This window comes from Sphingobacterium corticibacterium (genome assembly GCF_004208525.1).
Lineage (GTDB): Bacteria > Bacteroidota > Bacteroidia > Sphingobacteriales > Sphingobacteriaceae > Sphingobacterium > Sphingobacterium corticibacterium.
In genome coordinates this window covers 18,172-35,229 of the sequence record NZ_SGIT01000007.1, presented here as the reverse complement: position 1 = coordinate 35,229, position 17,058 = coordinate 18,172, and the positions used below count along the sequence as shown (strand labels likewise).

Sequence of the window (17,058 nt, the reverse complement as noted above, 5' to 3'; positions counted from 1 at the left end):
CGCCGCTTTTTGTTATTTAAATCTCCCTATTTATATCCCAATTTTCCAGATAATCCGCAACACGTTTCAGAAAAGTGCCGCCTAACGCGCCATCAATGACGCGGTGATCGTAGGACATCGACAAGTACATCATGTGACGAATGGCAATCACATCGCCATGTTCTGTTTCTAAAACAGCCGGCTTTTTCTTAATCGTACCTACAGCCAAAATAGCTGCTTGCGGTTGGTTGATAATGGGTACGCCCATGATATTCCCGAAAGCACCAATATTGGTAAAGGTAAAAGTTCCACCTTGGGTATCATCGGGTTTTAATTGATTCTGTCTACTTCGCTGTGCTAAATCATTGACTGCCTTACTCAATCCCACTAAACTCAACTGGTCAGCATTTTTGATAACGGGAACAATCAAATTACCGGAAGGTAATGCCGCCGCCATGCCGATATTAATATTCTTCCGCTTGATAATATGATGCCCATCAACGGATACGTTGACCATCGGAAAATCGCGTAACGCTTTACTAACAGCCTCAATAAAAATAGGCGTAAAGGTAATATTTTCGCCTTCTCGCTTTTTATAACTATCTTTTATCTTATTTCTCCAATTGACCAAATTTGTTACGTCGGCTTCCACAAAGGAAGCAACGTGTGGCGATGTTTTAACACTATGCACCATGTGATCTGCTATGAGCCTACGCATGCGATCCATTTCTACAATTTCATCACCAGGTGCTGTTATTTTCGGGGTATTCTCCTTTTCTTTCGAAGGAGGCGTGATTACATGTTGATCTGATGACGCTGTTTTAACGGCTATTTCTTCTGATTCAACTCGTGGATCTTGCGCGGAACGTTTTCCGAGATAATCTAAAATATCCTGCTTGGTTACCCGACCTTCTGCTCCTGTACCAATGATACTATCTAACTCTGCCTGGCTTAGACCTTCTTCCTGTGCAATATTCTTGACCAAAGGAGAATAAAAACGAGAACCGGAATGTAAGACTGTTTTTTCACGCAATTCCTGTTCCAATAGTTCCGTACCGGGGATCTGTTGTGTGGAAACTCCTCTTTCCTCTGCAGCAGAAACCTTGTTCAAAAGCTCTTCCTCTATCACATTATGCTCTTCTATATCTGGAGATACTTCCGGCTCAGGTTGACTAACCGCATCCGCCACCTCTTCTGTATCAGGCGTAGTGGTATCTTCATTTGTTTCCCCTTCTACCTCAATCCATGCGATCACATCGCCCACTTGTGCGACTTGGTTTTCTTCAAAAAAAATCTTGGATAACTTTCCTGTCACCGGAGCGGGAACATCAGAATCGACTTTGTCTGTCGCTATTTCTACAATTGGATCATCCTCCTCAACCGAATCTCCGATTGCCTTCACCCATTTTGTAATGGTGGCTTCGGAAACACTTTCTCCCATTCTTGGGAGAACCACTTTATATATACCCATATCGATCTAAGTTCATTGAATGATTTACTAAATTAACATTTAATCTAACAAATTCAATTAAACAAAACATAATATTTTACAACAGGGCAAAAATAAAATATTATTTCATTATTCACAGAAAACCCTTATCGCTGTCCTCCTCCCGGACCAGTACTGCCTCCAATACGCGTTACGATAGATGTCAATGTAAAAGACGACGAGAGTATAGGGTCACTGAAAGTCCCTCCAAGATACAGTCCGTTAACGTTCGAAGCATCAGATATTTCCAACACACTGACCAATTTGTATGTTTTGCCTGAACTGAACTTATTGCTGGACAACAGCACGGTAGTAAAGCTCGTCGGCGATTTAAACGTGACCACTTCTCCATTATCACTATCCAATACACTGTATATTATTCCGCTATTTCCACTGCCTAAGATGGCGGAAGCCTGTGTGGAGACATTGGCTGTTGGTATACTCGTTGTACCACCAACACCGATCAATAACCCTCCGGTTATCTTGAATGTACTGTTATCACAGTCAAAACCCGCTTCGGGATTTCTCGCACCAATAGCAAAGACTCTTCCTCCTGTTACGGTCAATGTACCATTGGAGTCAATACCGTCGTTTGTCGTGCTATAAGCAACGATATTTCCACCGTTTATATAAATGGCTGTACCTGCATTAATCGCATCGTCCACCGCTTGGATATAAATATCACCGCCATTGATGGTCAATGTACTCTTGCTTTCTATGCCTTCACCTCCTTCACCCGTTGTCGTAATATGAATCGTGCCACCGTTAATGACAACATATGGATCAATTGTATTGTCTGTTTCGTATGAGGCGACGATACCTTCGTCTGCCACGTTGATCGTAATGTTGCCGTCATTGATAAAAATTTGTCCCTTTTCCGCCTCTATTCCATCGCTGCTTGCCGTAATATCCAGCGTGCCTCCATCGATAATGACCGCATCGTTGGCATGTATGCCGTCAGATGCGGCCTTCGTGATCTTAATTATACCGCTTTGTATACGCACATAGTCATCGCTGGCGATACCATGTTTATTATTGCCTACGATGTTAAGCGTACCCTCACCCGAAAAAATCAACTGCCCCTCGCTAAAAAATGTTCCTTTTTGGTCTTCTGTATATGAAGCATACGTTGTACCATCTTCTAAGGTGTTCGTTCCGCTCAATACGATGAAAGCCCGCTTGCCAGACTGTATATTGATAGCAGGACCGTCATTGTTTTTGATAGATACATCATTCAACGTCAATTTATATTTGTTATCGCTATAGATTTTGAGCATTCCATCTGTGGTACTGCCTGTCACTTCATAAGCCACTCCACTAACGGTCGATTCAATAACAACATCTGCTCCTGTAGCGGCTACCGTGACACCTGCTACAGTATTCTCCACGATCGCACTTGCACCGTTGAATGCTATTTTGACGGTAGAACTGAATGTGGAATTCGCCAATAAATCGTCTGCATTTGCCCCAGTTTCCTTCGAACCTTCCGGTGTTCCACTTGTGGTGCTTGCGTTAATCGTAACCGCACCATCTGTTGTAATGGTTGTTCCCTCTTCCGTATCATCCGTTAAGTCGTCTTTGGTACATGATACCGTAATCATACTCAATAGCACGAGAAAGGAGAGATATGTTGTCGCTTTCATAATAATATTTTTTTTTTAAGGAATAATATGTTATAAACTTGCCGTGCTAAAAATGAATTACCAGCAATAAACCAGTAACGGATAAGCACTCTGCTTCTAATTCCTGCAATCCCGGAAGCGATAATGCGTCTCCGGTGAACAGCAACCTTTCTTCTACTTCAAAATGACCGTCAAGAGGCAATGCAAAAACACGATCAAAGGTTGCATCTAAGATCAGCTTATATTCCTCTTTCCCGATAAAAGCTCCTATATAGATCCGAAATGGAAAATCCTCTTTTTCCCAAACAGGTAACAGTCTGTTCTTGTCAGAAGGGTTTGTTATTGGCAAACTGTAACTGCAGATATCTTTAGAAGATATATCTGCTGCTGAAAACACGAATTGCTGAAAGGTGAAATAAGGTTCCTCTGGAATTAATTGTTGTATCAAGACATCTGATCCTATATTAGTCGGCAATACCAGCAAATCTCCCAAGGGCACCTTATATTCCTGTTCTTTTATCCGCAACAAAATGCCTCCTGTCAGCGGTACGAAAACAGATATCTGCTGTGCTGGTAATAGCAACGAAAAGGTCTGGTCGAGATGTCCTATCCATTCATTTACATACTGTAAGTCTCCTATAGGGTTGCGATGCGGAGAACGATAATCCCCGTAATTCAGCGTGCTTCTGAGCCTTCCTTCGCCGATGAGCTCCTCGCCTCGTTGTTCCGCTATATAAATTCTGATATCCTCCATGCCGTCCTTATCTACGCACGAACCCTAAGGGTGATTTTCATTTCAAATCCGGTAGCCATTGTTCCGGTAACAGTAGACATTTGCTTCTCTACGCCATCTCCGAATACATTATCTCTGCTATTGTATGTATACCCCGCGGTACCTTTTGTGTACCCGTAGTTAGCACCATTCGTATTCACATTGATCGATAGGCTATCTTGAAAGGCGATCTGTGTAACCAAAAGTGACTTACCTGTGGAATCGTAGATATGCACGTGGATATGTGTTGCACGACTTTGATACCAACCCGGAAATATGGTATTAAACGTCACCAAGCCATTGTTATCCGTAATCTGACGACCACGGAACCAATTCGCGGACTGATAATTAACAGACTGCATCTGTGTGCCGCCATATTGTGAATAATTGCCGTCCACATCGCAATGCCAAATATCCACCAGTGCTCCTGCTAAAGGATTACAATTATCGGTTACATTAGCAATCGTAATCAATGCTGCCATTTCCACACCTAAGCCATCCCCTTTGTGTATATCCGAACGAACGTATGAAGCGGGGGTTTTCGTAGGAAATGGTCCTTCTGTCTCCGTCGGAGTAACCGCACAGCTGTTATCCACATCCACATCTGTTCCTGTCTCATCCGTAAGACTAGTACTATCATCTTTTTTGCAGGAAGCCCACGCCATAGGTCCCGAAAATGCCAAAAAGGATAAAGTTTTGATAAATTTTTTCCGTTCCATATAATCTCTCTTTTAAATTATAAACGAAAATTACATGGGCAAGATGTAAAATAATGTTAAGTACCGATGAATGGGCTTATTGTGTCGATGAGTTCGTTAAAAAACGAATCACATCTTTGTAATAGCTTTCACCTACACTAAGCAGAAAACGAGGGAGTTTTATTTTTTTATGGGAAAAAGAAACAATATGTGGAACGGCGACAATGTAGCTACGGTGTATACGTATAAACGTATTTTCCGGTAATCGGTCATACATAGCTTTCAACGTGGAAAGTGTCAGCACTGTCCGTCCGTTGGTTAAATGGATTTTGACATAGTCCTGCATACTTTCTAAACACTCTATCTCATCCAAATGGATCTTCACCAATTGATATTCTTCGTACACGGTCAGGAATGGCCTGTAATCTTGCGGGGCATGACGTGCCAATGCTTTTTCGACAGCCCGTTCAAAACGACTATAATCAAAAGGTTTCAATAAATAATCGACGGAATCCAACTCAAAACCATCAACTGCATAGGCTTTGTGTGCTGTCGTAAATACCAATAACGGGCATCGAGACAACGACCGGGCAAAATCAACACCGTTGACCTCCAACATATCCACATCGAGAAAGATTAAATCCACAGACTCGCTTTCTATAAAAATTTTGGCTTCCAGTGGATTGGAGAATGTGCGCAACATGTGCAACGCCGGATGCTTTTCGGCAAACTTCGTTACTACGCGTAACGCCAAGGGTTCATCATCGATAGCAATACAGGTCAGCATGTGTTAAATATACAGCAAAAGTTTAACAAAAAACGTATCGTTTTCCTTCGTTATATCCAATTGAAATTTGTTCGGATACAGATGTTCGAGTAGCTTTCTTGTATTTTTTAACCCTATTCCGGAGCTTGGTTGTTCAAGTAACTCCTTCGAAACAGAATTCTTCACTTCCATGGAACAATAATTAGCTGTTACTTGTATACAAAATTCCAAATAACAGGGCGCTGATGTACTTAAACCATATTTAAATGCATTTTCTACAAAAGGAAATAAAATAAACGGATATATCCTCTTGGGGATGTCTAAACCTGCGTATTGTTCTGTTAGGGTACAATTTGCATCTATCCGGAGTTTTTGTAAACTAATAAAATCTTGGATAGCCTGAATCTCGTCTTTTAAATCTACTTCCTCCTCATTTCTTTCGTCCATATAATAACGCATGAGTTGCGACAATTTATAAATGCTCGTCGCCGTTGAGGGGTCGCCAGTCAACGCCAGGGAGTAGATATTATTCAAGGTATTAAATAAAAAATGGGGATGAACCTGCGCCTTAAGAAAAGCAAGCTCTTTCTTGGTTAACGCGTGCCGTATCTGTTGTACCTTTTGTTGCGATTGGATCCAATATTGTACTATCTTAACCAAAGATCCCAGAATGATCACCAACATGACGATATAGACCGATGCAATATCTAACTGTCTGCTAACCTCGGGTGGCGGCAATCGTCTGGCATCTTGTGGACGATCCGGAAAAGGTGGCTTATTTCTGGGCAGATGAGGCGGGACTGACTCTCTTTCGAAGGTTGCTATTTCATTTTTCGGAAGTTCGTCCAGTTGCATCAGTCTATGAAAGGGCTGCAGCCAAAACGCAAATACAACGCCAACAAACACAATAGAAATAACATACAACACATATTTTCGCTTTTGGATGATATAGGGCGTCCACAGATAACTATTGATATAATAGGGAATAATAAAGCAGCCTATAAAAAACCAAAATTCTCCATGTCGGAGTATTTCGGAAATCCCCATATTCCTATTACCAATAAAGATCACGGGTAAAGAGATGAAACCTACCCATGCGAGCACATGGAGTAAAATGCTGAGTTTGTAATGCCGTTTCCAAAAGAGAGTTCCCATATCGAGCGATATCTAACGCTGTAAACTTACGAAACTCTTGGAGGATTATTCCTCTTTTCGAAACATATTCCAAAGCATCGTTAATCCCGCCACAACCGTACGTTCGATATTGATGGCTCTATCATTTTTAAAATAGAACGTTTGCGTTCGGGTTTCAGATTTTCCGGCAACGGCTATACAGACTGTACCAACCGGTTTTGTTTCTGTACCCCCGCCCGGACCGGCAATACCGCTCGTCGCAATGGCATAATCTGTGCCGAATACGCGCTTTGCTCCCTCCGCCATTTCTTTAACGGTCTGTTCACTGACAGCCCCATAGTGTGCTAATGTATCAGGTGAAACACGTAAAACATCCATCTTCGCTTGATTGGAATAAACGACCGCAGCTCCCTGAAACATTTGGCTAGCACCCGGAACTGCGGTAATCTGTGCCGAAATAGCACCTCCGGTACAACTTTCCGCTGTCGAAAGTGTCACTCCAGCGGAGGTACATGTTTGGACCAATACTTCCTCGAACGAACGATTGTCTACCGAAACGACGTAATCTTTTACACGTTCCACCACCTGTTGTTTAAAGCTATTGGTTATACTTGTCAAGGCTTCGATATCCGATCCCTCACCTGTAAAACGCAGACGTACCATACCAATTCTCGGAAGATAGGCTAAGGTAATAAAGGGCGGCAAGGCATCCTCTATGTCGGCTATCTGCTCCGCCAGATGAGATTCTCCTATGCCGACCGTTAAGATATAGCTATTATAAACAAAGACATCGCTCTTATACGTATCGCGCAACATAGGCAATACGCGGTTTTCCATTAAGAATTTCATTTCAAACGGTACACCCGGCAAAAAAGCGAAATATTTACCGCCACGTTCGACGGCCATTCCCGGCGCTGTACCAACATCATTAAACAGAACAGCTGCATTTGCCAATACATCGGCTTGCCCAATATTCATTGTAGGCATCAGTTTTCCAGCTTTACGACGGAAAATCGATTCTACATGTGCCAATACAGTATCATTACGCACAAGTGTCGTCCCAAAATAATCCGCTACGGTCGCTTTCGTAATATCATCCCGGGTAGGCCCTAATCCACCTGTCATGATGATGACATCTGCTCGTGCTTCTGCCTGTTGCAATGCGGCTTTTATCGCGTTCGCTTTATCGGATATCGAAGTAATATGGAAAACGGGGATATGCAAAGCACCCAGATGCTTAGCGATCCAGGCCGAATTGGTATCGACAACCTGCCCATTTAATAGCTCGTCGCCTATCGTAATAATTTCTGCTTTCATCTCTTTTTAGATCTCCGTATAAGCGCCATAAAGGACATCCACACGCGGTTGTACTATCCCCCAATTAACCTTACATGTCGCATCAAAAATTTTGAAATCTGTAGAAACAACATTTTTGCATTATCCAATCCTTCAAAATTTTTCAGCGACGAGTTTTTTTGTTTCTTTTTTTGAGGTAAAAAAAGAAAAATTACCGATAACTATAATGACTCTCTCGTTTTGTCAACTTCAAGTCTTGCAATATCGATGCTTTCGCACGAATCGTTATATTATAACTCTTATATTGTCCAAAAGGGGTCCACCCCACAGACATATCCCAACAATGCAAATCACGATAAATACTAAACCGTGTCAGCGAGAGGGCTTTTTGCCTAAGATCATAGCCAGTATTAAATTGTACCTTCCATTTAGGCGTAACATTAAAGTCACCATTTATATTGACCGTAGCTGTAACATTATTCATCATCCGTCTTTCGTCGCGATTCCAAGACTTATTATAGTTCATGCTAAAAGAACCATTTAAATTCCAGGGAATATTAAAGTCGACAAACGCATTCGGATTGGTACTTATACGTGCCAATGCATCGGCCTGCTCTGCCGTCATATTCGGCATTTGATTACGGAGCGAATCGAGATTATCATTCCGGCTTTTGTTTGCATTGGGATTAAGGCTATAGTCAAACGACAACCCAAAATTGGTAAGTCGAGCCAAACTTCCATCTTGAATAGCAAACCTATCGATCTTTTGCCCGGTCTCTGGGTTAAAGGCATAAGGATCAAAAGTACCGTTAAAGTTTAAATTGATCTTTTCCTTGAACAGAGAAGTACGCCCCGAGAAACTAATGTTAGAAAGTTTTAGGGAATCGGCCATGAAATTATAATTCCCGCTAAAGGTCAGACCTTGCAAAATTTTCACTTTTCGAAACGCTTCATTACCGGTTGTATCGTTGTTGTTTCGAACTTTGGCTTCGATATTGTTATCGACTGAAAAACCAATACCCATGGATTTACCTGAGCCGGGTCCACCGAAGATACCGCCTTCAAAGATAGAGTAGCGTTCAACTACGCCATTATCGTTTACGAAATCCCGGTAAAAACCATAGCGAGCATCCGAAAAATCAGGACGGTAGTTGAGGTTAACCGACGGTGTTATGACATGTCGAATGGCCTCTACTTTTCCCATTTTAGGATACATACCATAAACCTTCGTAGAAAGACCAGCTGACATGGAATAGTCGTAAGCACGCTCGAAACCACCCACCGTATCACGCGTAGCAGAAAAGCCGTTGACCTCATTTATTAGTCGCTTACGGACACTCTGCAAATACCAGCGCTCCGTATAGTTTACAGAGGTGTTGAATTGAAAATATTTAAAGGCATTTAAGCTCAAACTGATAGGAATATTATGCTGAAAACCATTGGTAAAGTCATTTAGTGCCTCTTTCTTAAAAAGCAGGGAATCTGCCGTAGAAATGGTATTCCGTCCCTGCAAACTATATCCTACCGTAATTCGTTGATACCATTTTTGATCACCCACCCGGTCTTTAGAATCAAAAGGGTTAAACGTGGATACGTTCAAACTAAAAGACGGCAACTCCAAGTCTACCTGTCCGGATGCCATGTCCTGTCGGTGACTTAAATTAGCGGTAAAATTTACTTTTCCATCTGCAAACACTTTACCATAGGCTATCGAAGATGACATATTGTTTCGCGTCAGATCTTCTATTGAATTCTGTTGGTTAAACCCTGTATTTCGGAAGTAAGAACTGGTACCAAAATTAACAGAAGCGGAAAATGAAGTTCCGGGATTGGCCTCTTGTCGTTGTGTGTGATTCCATGTGACGTTAAAATCACGGTTGACGCCGTAATTCTCCGTCCCCTCCACCCCAGATGGTGTAGAGGCGTAGCGAATATTAAAGCCCCCGCTAAATTTATAATTCACCAAATAATTTGTACGTACACTGGCCTCCCACGCTCCCTTCGAGTATAGACTCCCTCTAATTTCGGAATCCCAAAAATCATTAAACGCCAAGTACCAACCCATATCACGAATAGAAAAACCCCGCGTTGCGTCCTCCCCAAAAGAAGGGAATAGAAGTCCGGAAGATCTTTTATTATTCTTTGGAAAAAAACCGAAAGGAATAGCGACAAACTTGATGGGGATATTTTCAACCACGAGAAATGCAGGCCCCACGATAATATGGTTTTTCGCCAATAGACCTTTCGTAAATTGGATACCAAAGTGGGTATGCGGATAGGGCAAATTACAGGTACTATACATCCCGGTCTGCAAAGAAAGCTCATCGTATAGATTCTTGCGGACGACCCTTGCCTGGATATACGCGCCGTCTTCCTCCGTCATGATACCATACGTATTTCCCTCCCGACTTTTATAATCATATACTAAGGAATCGACTGACTTGGGACTTTCTCCCGGAAAGATAACCACGGGGCGACCGACGTATTTGCCATTATGATTTGTTACGCCACTAGCAAACAATTGATTGGTATTCCTGTCTAACCGGATATAGTCGGCAGCCAGCTCAAAGTCCTGATATTTGACTTTAGCACCGTTATATAGATGAAGAATATTTTTACTAACCTCATTCCAGGAGGAATCATTAGCAACGATGGTAACCATGGTTTCCAAACCGCTGTCGTCTTCCATCATCACAGTATCTTGTCCCTGTGTTTCTTTTAAATGATTTCTCGTGGTGTCTGTCAAACCAGTCGAATCGGTCACAACTGCCGTATCTTGGTTATTTTTTACACTGTCTACAACAATTAATGTGGTATCTTGGACGTTAAAAGAAGTAGTTTCCGAAGACGAAGCAACCTGTGCATCAGAAGCCGAAATGGCCACAAACAAGAACAAAAGGCTACAGAAAAAACAAGTTAACGTCTTCAATGTGAATTATGAATGTTATTTTTGTGTGTACTAAAACTACCTGACGGCAAAAATAGGCAAAAAAGATTTAGAAAGCACGACAGACAAACGTTAATAAAAAATAATTTTACAGTACCTTTGTACAATATTTTAAATGAGGATATATAAGGATATAATACACATGACCAGAAATTTAAATGTAAAAAAGCTGACGTTATTTGTAACTACGATTTTTACGTTGACGCTTACTACCTCATCCATTACTCCTCTCCCTTCCGAACAAGAACCAAAAAGTGTTGGACATCCTGTACGCACTATTGTACTTGATGCCGGACATGGCGGGAAAGATAACGGTGCTGTGGGCAGGAAATCTAACGAAAAAGATATCGCGCTGGAAGTAGCTTTAAAACTAGGACAGAAAATTGAAAGCGAAATGCCGGATGTAAAAGTGCTATACACCAGAAAGACAGACATTTTCTTACCACTATATGAGCGACCGGCCCTCGCAAATAAACACAAAGCTGATCTTTTTATATCGATACACTGCAACTCAGCAAACGGCACCAAGCGTGTTAAAAATAGCAGAGGCAGATGGGTTAACACAACAGTCCGCAGACCGAATGTAACGGGTACCGAAACTTTTGTTTGCGGTTTTAACCGGTTGGGTAGCCAAGATGTTGCTATCCGTGAAAATGCCTCGATTTTATTGGAAGACAACTACGAGGAAAACTACGGTGGTTTTGACCCGAAAGACCCATCCAGTATGATTGTATTCCAATTGATGAAAAACCAATATAGAAGGGAAAGTATCAAGTTGGCTTCTAATATGCAAGATCAATTTTCCAAATCTAACCGCCCTAATAGAGGTGTTCAAGAACTTTCTTTGGCAGTGTTGTCTACCGCAGGTATGCCCGCTGTATTAACCGAGCTTGGTTTTATGAGCAGTCCTACCGAAGAAGATTACATGTTGTCAGCCGCGGGTCAAAAAGAGATCGTACAAAACTTATTTGACGCAATAAAAACATACAAAACGGCGGTGGAACGATAAACATTTGTTACATTCGTTTGTTGTTAAACTAATAATGGATTTAATTTACCCAAGCTAGACATATTTTGAAGATTTCAAACGAAACAAAAGTCGGTATCATCACCGTGGTTGCACTCGCCTTATTGTTTATAGGCTACAACTTCTTAAAGGGAAATGATGTTTTTTCCAAAGAAAACGAGTTTTACACGGATTATGATAATGTGGATGGCTTAACCATATCGAAACCCGTTGTTGTTAGTGGCTATCAAATTGGACGAGTGTCCGGGATGCGATTATTAGAAAATGGCAAAATTCGTACGCATTTTAAAATAAAAAATGAATATGACATACCTTCTAACACCGTTGCCCGTATCGTAAGCGCCGACCTGTTAGGTAGCAAGGCTATCGTATTCGAACTGGGTAATAGTACAACCTTGGCAAAAAGCGGCGATCCACTTCTGTCGGATGTGCAGGCCAATTTATTGGAAAAGGTAGAACCCCTCCAATTAAAAGTAGAAAACCTTGTCGTCAAATTAGATTCCGTCCTTTCGGCGGTTAACACTGCGCTAGACAAAGAGTTTCAGCGTGATTTTAAAAGCAGTTTACGTAGTATTTCCGTTTCATTACGAAACATGGAGACAATTACCAATGAGGTGGAAGGCTTGATGGGGTCAGAAAAGATCCGATTCGCAAGAATTATGCAAAACCTCGAATCTATCACCGGAAACTTCAAAAAAAACAACGTCAAAATCAACAATATCCTGACCAATCTGGATAGCTTATCCGATGATCTTTCTAAAACGGAAATTAAAGCAACCATCGATAATGCTACACAAGTAATGAAAAATGTCGAGGTTATTACCACTAAAATTAATAATGGTGAAGGTTCTATTGGATTATTATTAAACGACGACAACCTCTATAACAATCTGAATAATGCTTCCGAAAGTCTCGACAATTTAATTAAAGATGTAGAGGAAAGGCCTGGTAAATATATCCGTGTAAGTATCTTCGGAAAAAGAGATACGAAATAATTATAACTAAAACGGTTCGAGCTTATTACTCGAACCGTTTTAGTTATAAGGTTTCCTTCAGCCAACTAAAGAACTCCCGTTGCCATACCAACGCGTTATGTCCAGACAGCACCCAGTGGTTTTCTTCTGGAAGATAAACCAGTCGGCTTTTTATATTTTTTAATTGGGCGGCTTGGAAAGCAGCTAATCCCTGCCCTATCGGAACTCGGTAATCTTTCCCTCCTTGGAAAATCAAGATAGGTGTATTCCATTTATCGATATGTGTTACGGGATTAAAGTCGGTATAGGTCTTCGAATTATTCTTATCCCAATATGGACCACCTAAATCGTGGTTCGCGAAAAACAATTCTTCTGTTGTACCATACCAAGAAGTCATGTCAAACAATCCACAATGTGAAATAAAAGACTTAAACCGTCCTTCATGAACACCTGCCAGCATAAAAACAGAATATCCACCGTAGCTCGCTCCCACTACACCGATACGTTCATTATCTACATAAGGCTCTTTTGCCAAATCATCAATTGCCGAAAGATAATCACGTATTGGCTGGCCGCCCCAATCTTTCGATATATCTTCATTCCATTTTACTCCCCAACCGGGCATTCCTCTTCTATTAGGCATGATAACAATATAACCTTGCGACGCCATCAGCTGAAAATTCCAACGATACGAGTAGGTTTGTGTTAAAGCTGATTGTGGTCCTCCTTGGCAATAGAGCAATGCCGGATATTTCTTCGAAGGATCGAAATCAGGCGGATAAATAACCCAGGAAAACAAATCTGTTCCATCGGTAGCCTTCGTAAAACGCCCTTCCACTTTTGTCTCAGCCAAATGACTATAAATGCCATCGTTTACCTTCGTGACAGCTGCTAATGCTTTCTTTTTAAAGTCATACCGATATACTTCTGTGGCACGTGTCATCGTAGTTGAGGTTACAATCAGACCGCCATCAACTTCTCCTACTATACCCGCTATATCAAACTCACCTTCACTGATCTGTGTTATTTTGGACGATGTATCCCGAGCAAAGCTTTTCGGCAGCTCTAATTCAAACAATTGTACCGTGCCCCGGACGGGAGCTGTAAAATATATCTTTCTGCCATCTTTGCTCCATATATAGGAATTGACTGTTCCGTCCCAACCGGCTGTCAAATTCGCACGTTGCGTTGTCGCTTTATCAAAAACGACAATATCATTCTTATCGGCTTCATAGCCGTCGGTTTTCATGCTCAGCCAAGCTAACCGTTGCCCGTTCGGACTATATACCGGATTTGTATCATAACCGTTCATCCCCTCCGTAATATTGGTCGTGATTTTGCTAGCCAGATCGTATCGATATATATCGGTATTGGTACTGGAGGCATACTCCTTCCCAAATCTCTTCTTACATACATATAGCACAGCTTTGCTATCCGACGCCCAGGCAAAATCTTCTGCTCCTCCAAAAGGTGCCTGTGGACTGTAAAACGGCTCCCCTTCCAATATATCCAGGGGTTCTCCTACCTCACCATTATCATAGGTGGCTATGAATGGGTGATTAAAACGACCATCATTAAAAGTGTCCCAATGCCGGTAGTCTAAATCATCATAAATATAGACGTCTGATTTAGTCAAGTCGCTGTATTTATCTTTACTATGATAAGGATGAATGAGCACTGCCCGACTAAAAAGGATATGTTTTCCATCGGGTGATAGCCTTACATTTCCCAAACCACCTTCTAGGTCTGTAAGCTGTTTCGCTTCGCCTCCGGTCAATGGTTTTGACCATAATTGCCCTTTGAACAAATAGATAACTTCGCCGTTTTCTTTTATCTGAACGACGGACTCACCTCCTTCTTCCTGCGTAAATTGAACTGGCTCACCTCCTTTTATCGGAATGACATAGAGGTTTTTTTCCGATTTATTCTCGCCGAACGTATAATTAGATACGCCGTACACCAACCATTTGCCATCAGCCGATAGCCCTTCTGCTGATACACGTCCCAGTTCCCATAGTTTTTCTGGGGTCAACACTTCTTTCTTCAATTGATATACTTTGTTTGTTGTTACCGGCCTCTTTACTCTCATATTCGGATTCTCCTGTCCAAAAGATAGGGTGCTCGCGATTATAGCACAGGCTAAAATTGAAATTTTATCCATAAGGTCTGCTCTTTTTTCATCGCAAGATAGGAAATGTAGCTTCGATTTAAAAATCGAGTTTTCTTTATAAAATTTTTTGTGTCGCTCAAGCCGCGACTGGCTCATACTGTTTATCCATTAGTGTTTAGTTAAAATTGTATGGATGAGCACTGCGTGGTTTTTCCGCAAAAAAGCGGTTAAATAAGGGACGATACAATTGCATGATCCCTTCTTAACATTAAAATGCCGCATCCGAATGTTTTACAACTCTACAAACTCATTCTTAGTACTATACCAAATGTAAAACATTCGAAGCGGCGAGATTTACCTTCGTGAGCTACACTTCGTTCCGGTTTTGCTTCTTTTTCACAGGGAAAAAGAAGAGAAGAAAGTTATTTCTTTTCAAACTGATACCAATTCACGCGGGTAGACAACCTCATCAGTAACGCGAGTATCACAAACACACCTATCGTACCGACAATCAACGAATAATCCTGTAGTTGCATAAGCGAGAAAATAAAGATGTAGAAAGCGGAGAGGATGCCACTAAAAACAAACGCAATCTTTTTGTCTTTCGTGATGCCAAGGATAAACGAAGAAATGAGCATTATCGTAGCTACAGCCGCAGTCAGGTAACCCCAATTAAACCCGATGTGCTCACTTAATGCCAACAGGAGTGAATAGAACAACACCATCGCACAACCGATTAATACATATTGGACAATATGAACCCGCTGCTTTTTTATGACTTCGGTAAAAAACAGCGATGTAAACGTTAAGAGTACTACCAAAATACCATACTTGGCAACACGCGTTGTTTTTTGATAGTTATTTACAGATTCCAGAAAATTAATTTGTACCATATCTTGTTCTGTCGACATCTGTACATTGGCTCCGGAAGAAGAAACTTTGGGTTCCGGTATGGAAACAGCAGGGTAATCTGCATCGGTAATTTCAGAGTGCGTTACGTAATACATACTACCGCGCGCCCCTTTCCACTGTTGTGGAAATTTACGACTAAAACTCGGGATGCGCCAATGTGCTTCGAAATCAGTTTCTGATATTGTACGGTCTTCAGGCAAAAAACCTCCATTAAAACTTGGGTTGTCCCAAGTGCCGGAGACGATTATGCTCGTCTCGTTGCTTGTCGGAAAAACAGTTAGATTTCGTGAACCCCGGATATCTAAGTTTATCTCAAATTGGTTTTTGGTCGATCTATCCGACAAATCTACATTGGCCACCATGGTCTGTTCAAAGAGCGAAACATCGGTGTTGCCGACTTCAAATTCTGCCTCTGCTTGTCCCATGTTTAATTTCGGAACGGCTTTTACTCCTTTCAGATCACTCAGTCCAATAAATACCTTTGCTTTTTCCCAAGCTAGATCCTCTGGATTTAAATCTAATTTTGCTAAGTCTATTTCGTCAAACTCACCACGTAGTGCAACCGTTGCATTATAAACTACCGTTTGATAAATACCGCGTTTCAAATAGGTAGGCTCTACGGTAGATTTCACATTGAGCTTTTTGGAAACGAGAAAGACATAATCTTTTTCGACATGTTTTTCTACCTTAATCTCACCTTTTTCATCGGTTGTATTTACGTTATACGAATAGGTATAGGGTATTCCAATAATAGGCCCCGAAACAACTTGTTTATTACCCCATTTGCTCGTTATTTCCTGGCTGACTGCCTGATCTCTGTTTTTGCGTTCCCGGATTAAATCCTTCACGCTATCCATCGGAATGAGCAACAAAAGGACTAAAAAGAGAATAATTCCTAATTTCAAGATGACAGAATTTGCCAACCGTTCAAAAAAGGTAGGTTGAGAGGGTGGAAATGCGGGGGGAGTGTTTTGATTTTCCATGCTAATAAAATTAAAAGTACTTTGGTTTTCAAAGTAAGTGAATAAAAAAATTATTTATACTGTTGTTTTATTAAATTTTCTAATGCTGTTAAATGATTTTCAAAAGCTTTTACGCCTTTTTCAGTTCGTCTATATTGGGTGTTGGGTTTTCTATCGACAAAACTTTTCTCCACACTTATGTACCCCTCCTTCTCTAGCGTTTTTAAATTGGACGCCAGGTTACCATCGGTCACCTCCAGCATTTCCTTGAGCGAGGTGAAATCATAAGAATCGTTTGCCATCAGCACGCTCATGATTTGCAGGCGTATACGATTCTCGAATACCTTATCATATAGAGAAAAATCCACCC

Annotated in this window: 13 protein-coding genes; 2 read left to right on the top strand and 11 right to left on the bottom strand. The window is 41.4% G+C overall.

Annotated elements, in window-relative coordinates; translation table 11 throughout:
* Nucleotides 1–16 precede the first annotated feature (16 nt).
* From EWE74_RS20580 to EWE74_RS20545, 8 genes are all read right to left on the bottom strand, one after another.
* On the bottom strand, nt 17–1,450 hold the full coding sequence (locus tag EWE74_RS20580) for a dihydrolipoamide acetyltransferase family protein (protein WP_130143546.1): 1,434 nt from the start codon (nt 1,448–1,450) through the stop codon (nt 17–19).
* Between the two features lie 125 nt (nt 1,451–1,575).
* Nucleotides 1,576–3,111 (bottom strand): carbohydrate-binding domain-containing protein, encoded by a 1,536-nt coding sequence (locus tag EWE74_RS20575; protein WP_130143545.1) that lies wholly within the window; start codon nt 3,109–3,111, stop codon nt 1,576–1,578.
* A 46-nt stretch (nt 3,112–3,157) separates the two neighbouring features.
* On the bottom strand, nt 3,158–3,844 hold the full coding sequence (locus EWE74_RS20570; RefSeq protein ID WP_130143544.1) for a hypothetical protein: 687 nt from the start codon (nt 3,842–3,844) through the stop codon (nt 3,158–3,160).
* An 11-nt stretch (nt 3,845–3,855) separates the two neighbouring features.
* Nucleotides 3,856–4,581: a dioxygenase family protein gene (locus EWE74_RS20565; protein WP_130143543.1), complete on the bottom strand. Its 726-nt coding sequence runs from the start codon at nt 4,579–4,581 to the stop codon at nt 3,856–3,858.
* A 76-nt stretch (nt 4,582–4,657) separates the two neighbouring features.
* Entirely contained in the window at nt 4,658–5,347 is a 690-nt protein-coding gene (locus EWE74_RS20560; RefSeq protein WP_130143542.1) for a LytR/AlgR family response regulator transcription factor, read from the bottom strand.
* Nucleotides 5,348–5,350: 3 nt separating this feature from the next.
* Nucleotides 5,351–6,481, bottom strand: coding sequence for a sensor histidine kinase (locus EWE74_RS20555; protein ID WP_130143541.1), 1,131 nt, complete (start codon nt 6,479–6,481; stop codon nt 5,351–5,353).
* A 45-nt stretch (nt 6,482–6,526) separates the two neighbouring features.
* Nucleotides 6,527–7,777, bottom strand: a complete 1,251-nt coding sequence (locus EWE74_RS20550; protein ID WP_130143540.1) for a competence/damage-inducible protein A — start codon at nt 7,775–7,777, stop codon at nt 6,527–6,529.
* Between the two features lie 190 nt (nt 7,778–7,967).
* Nucleotides 7,968–10,685 (bottom strand): putative LPS assembly protein LptD, encoded by a 2,718-nt coding sequence (locus EWE74_RS20545; protein WP_239018738.1) that lies wholly within the window; start codon nt 10,683–10,685, stop codon nt 7,968–7,970.
* Nucleotides 10,686–10,845: 160 nt separating this feature from the next.
* Between EWE74_RS20545 and EWE74_RS20540 the strand changes: the two genes are divergently transcribed.
* Both EWE74_RS20540 and EWE74_RS20535 read left to right on the top strand, forming a co-directional pair.
* On the top strand, nt 10,846–11,712 hold the full coding sequence (locus EWE74_RS20540) for an N-acetylmuramoyl-L-alanine amidase family protein (RefSeq protein WP_130143539.1): 867 nt from the start codon (nt 10,846–10,848) through the stop codon (nt 11,710–11,712).
* A 65-nt stretch (nt 11,713–11,777) separates the two neighbouring features.
* Complete coding sequence (locus tag EWE74_RS20535) at nt 11,778–12,725, top strand: MlaD family protein (RefSeq protein ID WP_130143538.1); 948 nt, start codon at nt 11,778–11,780, stop codon at nt 12,723–12,725.
* A 43-nt stretch (nt 12,726–12,768) separates the two neighbouring features.
* Here EWE74_RS20535 and EWE74_RS20530 read toward each other — a convergent pair whose 3' ends face one another.
* From EWE74_RS20530 to EWE74_RS20520, 3 genes are all read right to left on the bottom strand, one after another.
* Nucleotides 12,769–14,865, bottom strand: a complete 2,097-nt coding sequence (locus tag EWE74_RS20530) for a S9 family peptidase (protein ID WP_130143537.1) — start codon at nt 14,863–14,865, stop codon at nt 12,769–12,771.
* A 371-nt stretch (nt 14,866–15,236) separates the two neighbouring features.
* Nucleotides 15,237–16,709 (bottom strand): cell envelope integrity protein CreD, encoded by a 1,473-nt coding sequence (gene creD / locus EWE74_RS20525; protein ID WP_130143536.1) that lies wholly within the window; start codon nt 16,707–16,709, stop codon nt 15,237–15,239.
* Between the two features lie 50 nt (nt 16,710–16,759).
* Nucleotides 16,760–17,056 carry a winged helix-turn-helix domain-containing protein gene (locus tag EWE74_RS20520; protein WP_394343233.1) on the bottom strand — a complete coding sequence of 99 codons (297 nt, stop codon included), beginning with the start codon at nt 17,054–17,056 and terminating at the stop codon, nt 16,760–16,762.
* Nucleotides 17,057–17,058 lie beyond the last annotated feature (2 nt).

Excerpts from the sequence above, each read along its gene's own strand:
- EWE74_RS20580 (WP_130143546.1), bottom strand. The coding sequence starts at position 1,450 with ATGGGTATATATAAAGTGGTTCTCCCAAGAATGGGAGAAAGTGTTTCC.
- EWE74_RS20575 (WP_130143545.1), bottom strand. The coding sequence starts at position 3,111 with ATGAAAGCGACAACATATCTCTCCTTTCTCGTGCTATTGAGTATGATT.
- EWE74_RS20570 (WP_130143544.1), bottom strand. The coding sequence starts at position 3,844 with ATGGAGGATATCAGAATTTATATAGCGGAACAACGAGGCGAGGAGCTC.
- EWE74_RS20565 (WP_130143543.1), bottom strand. The coding sequence starts at position 4,581 with ATGGAACGGAAAAAATTTATCAAAACTTTATCCTTTTTGGCATTTTCG.
- EWE74_RS20560 (WP_130143542.1), bottom strand. The coding sequence starts at position 5,347 with ATGCTGACCTGTATTGCTATCGATGATGAACCCTTGGCGTTACGCGTA.
- EWE74_RS20555 (WP_130143541.1), bottom strand. The coding sequence starts at position 6,481 with ATGGGAACTCTCTTTTGGAAACGGCATTACAAACTCAGCATTTTACTC.
- EWE74_RS20550 (WP_130143540.1), bottom strand. The coding sequence starts at position 7,777 with ATGAAAGCAGAAATTATTACGATAGGCGACGAGCTATTAAATGGGCAG.
- EWE74_RS20540 (WP_130143539.1), top strand. The coding sequence starts at position 10,846 with ATGACCAGAAATTTAAATGTAAAAAAGCTGACGTTATTTGTAACTACG.
- EWE74_RS20530 (WP_130143537.1), bottom strand. The coding sequence starts at position 14,865 with ATGGATAAAATTTCAATTTTAGCCTGTGCTATAATCGCGAGCACCCTA.
- creD (WP_130143536.1), bottom strand. The coding sequence starts at position 16,709 with ATGGAAAATCAAAACACTCCCCCCGCATTTCCACCCTCTCAACCTACC.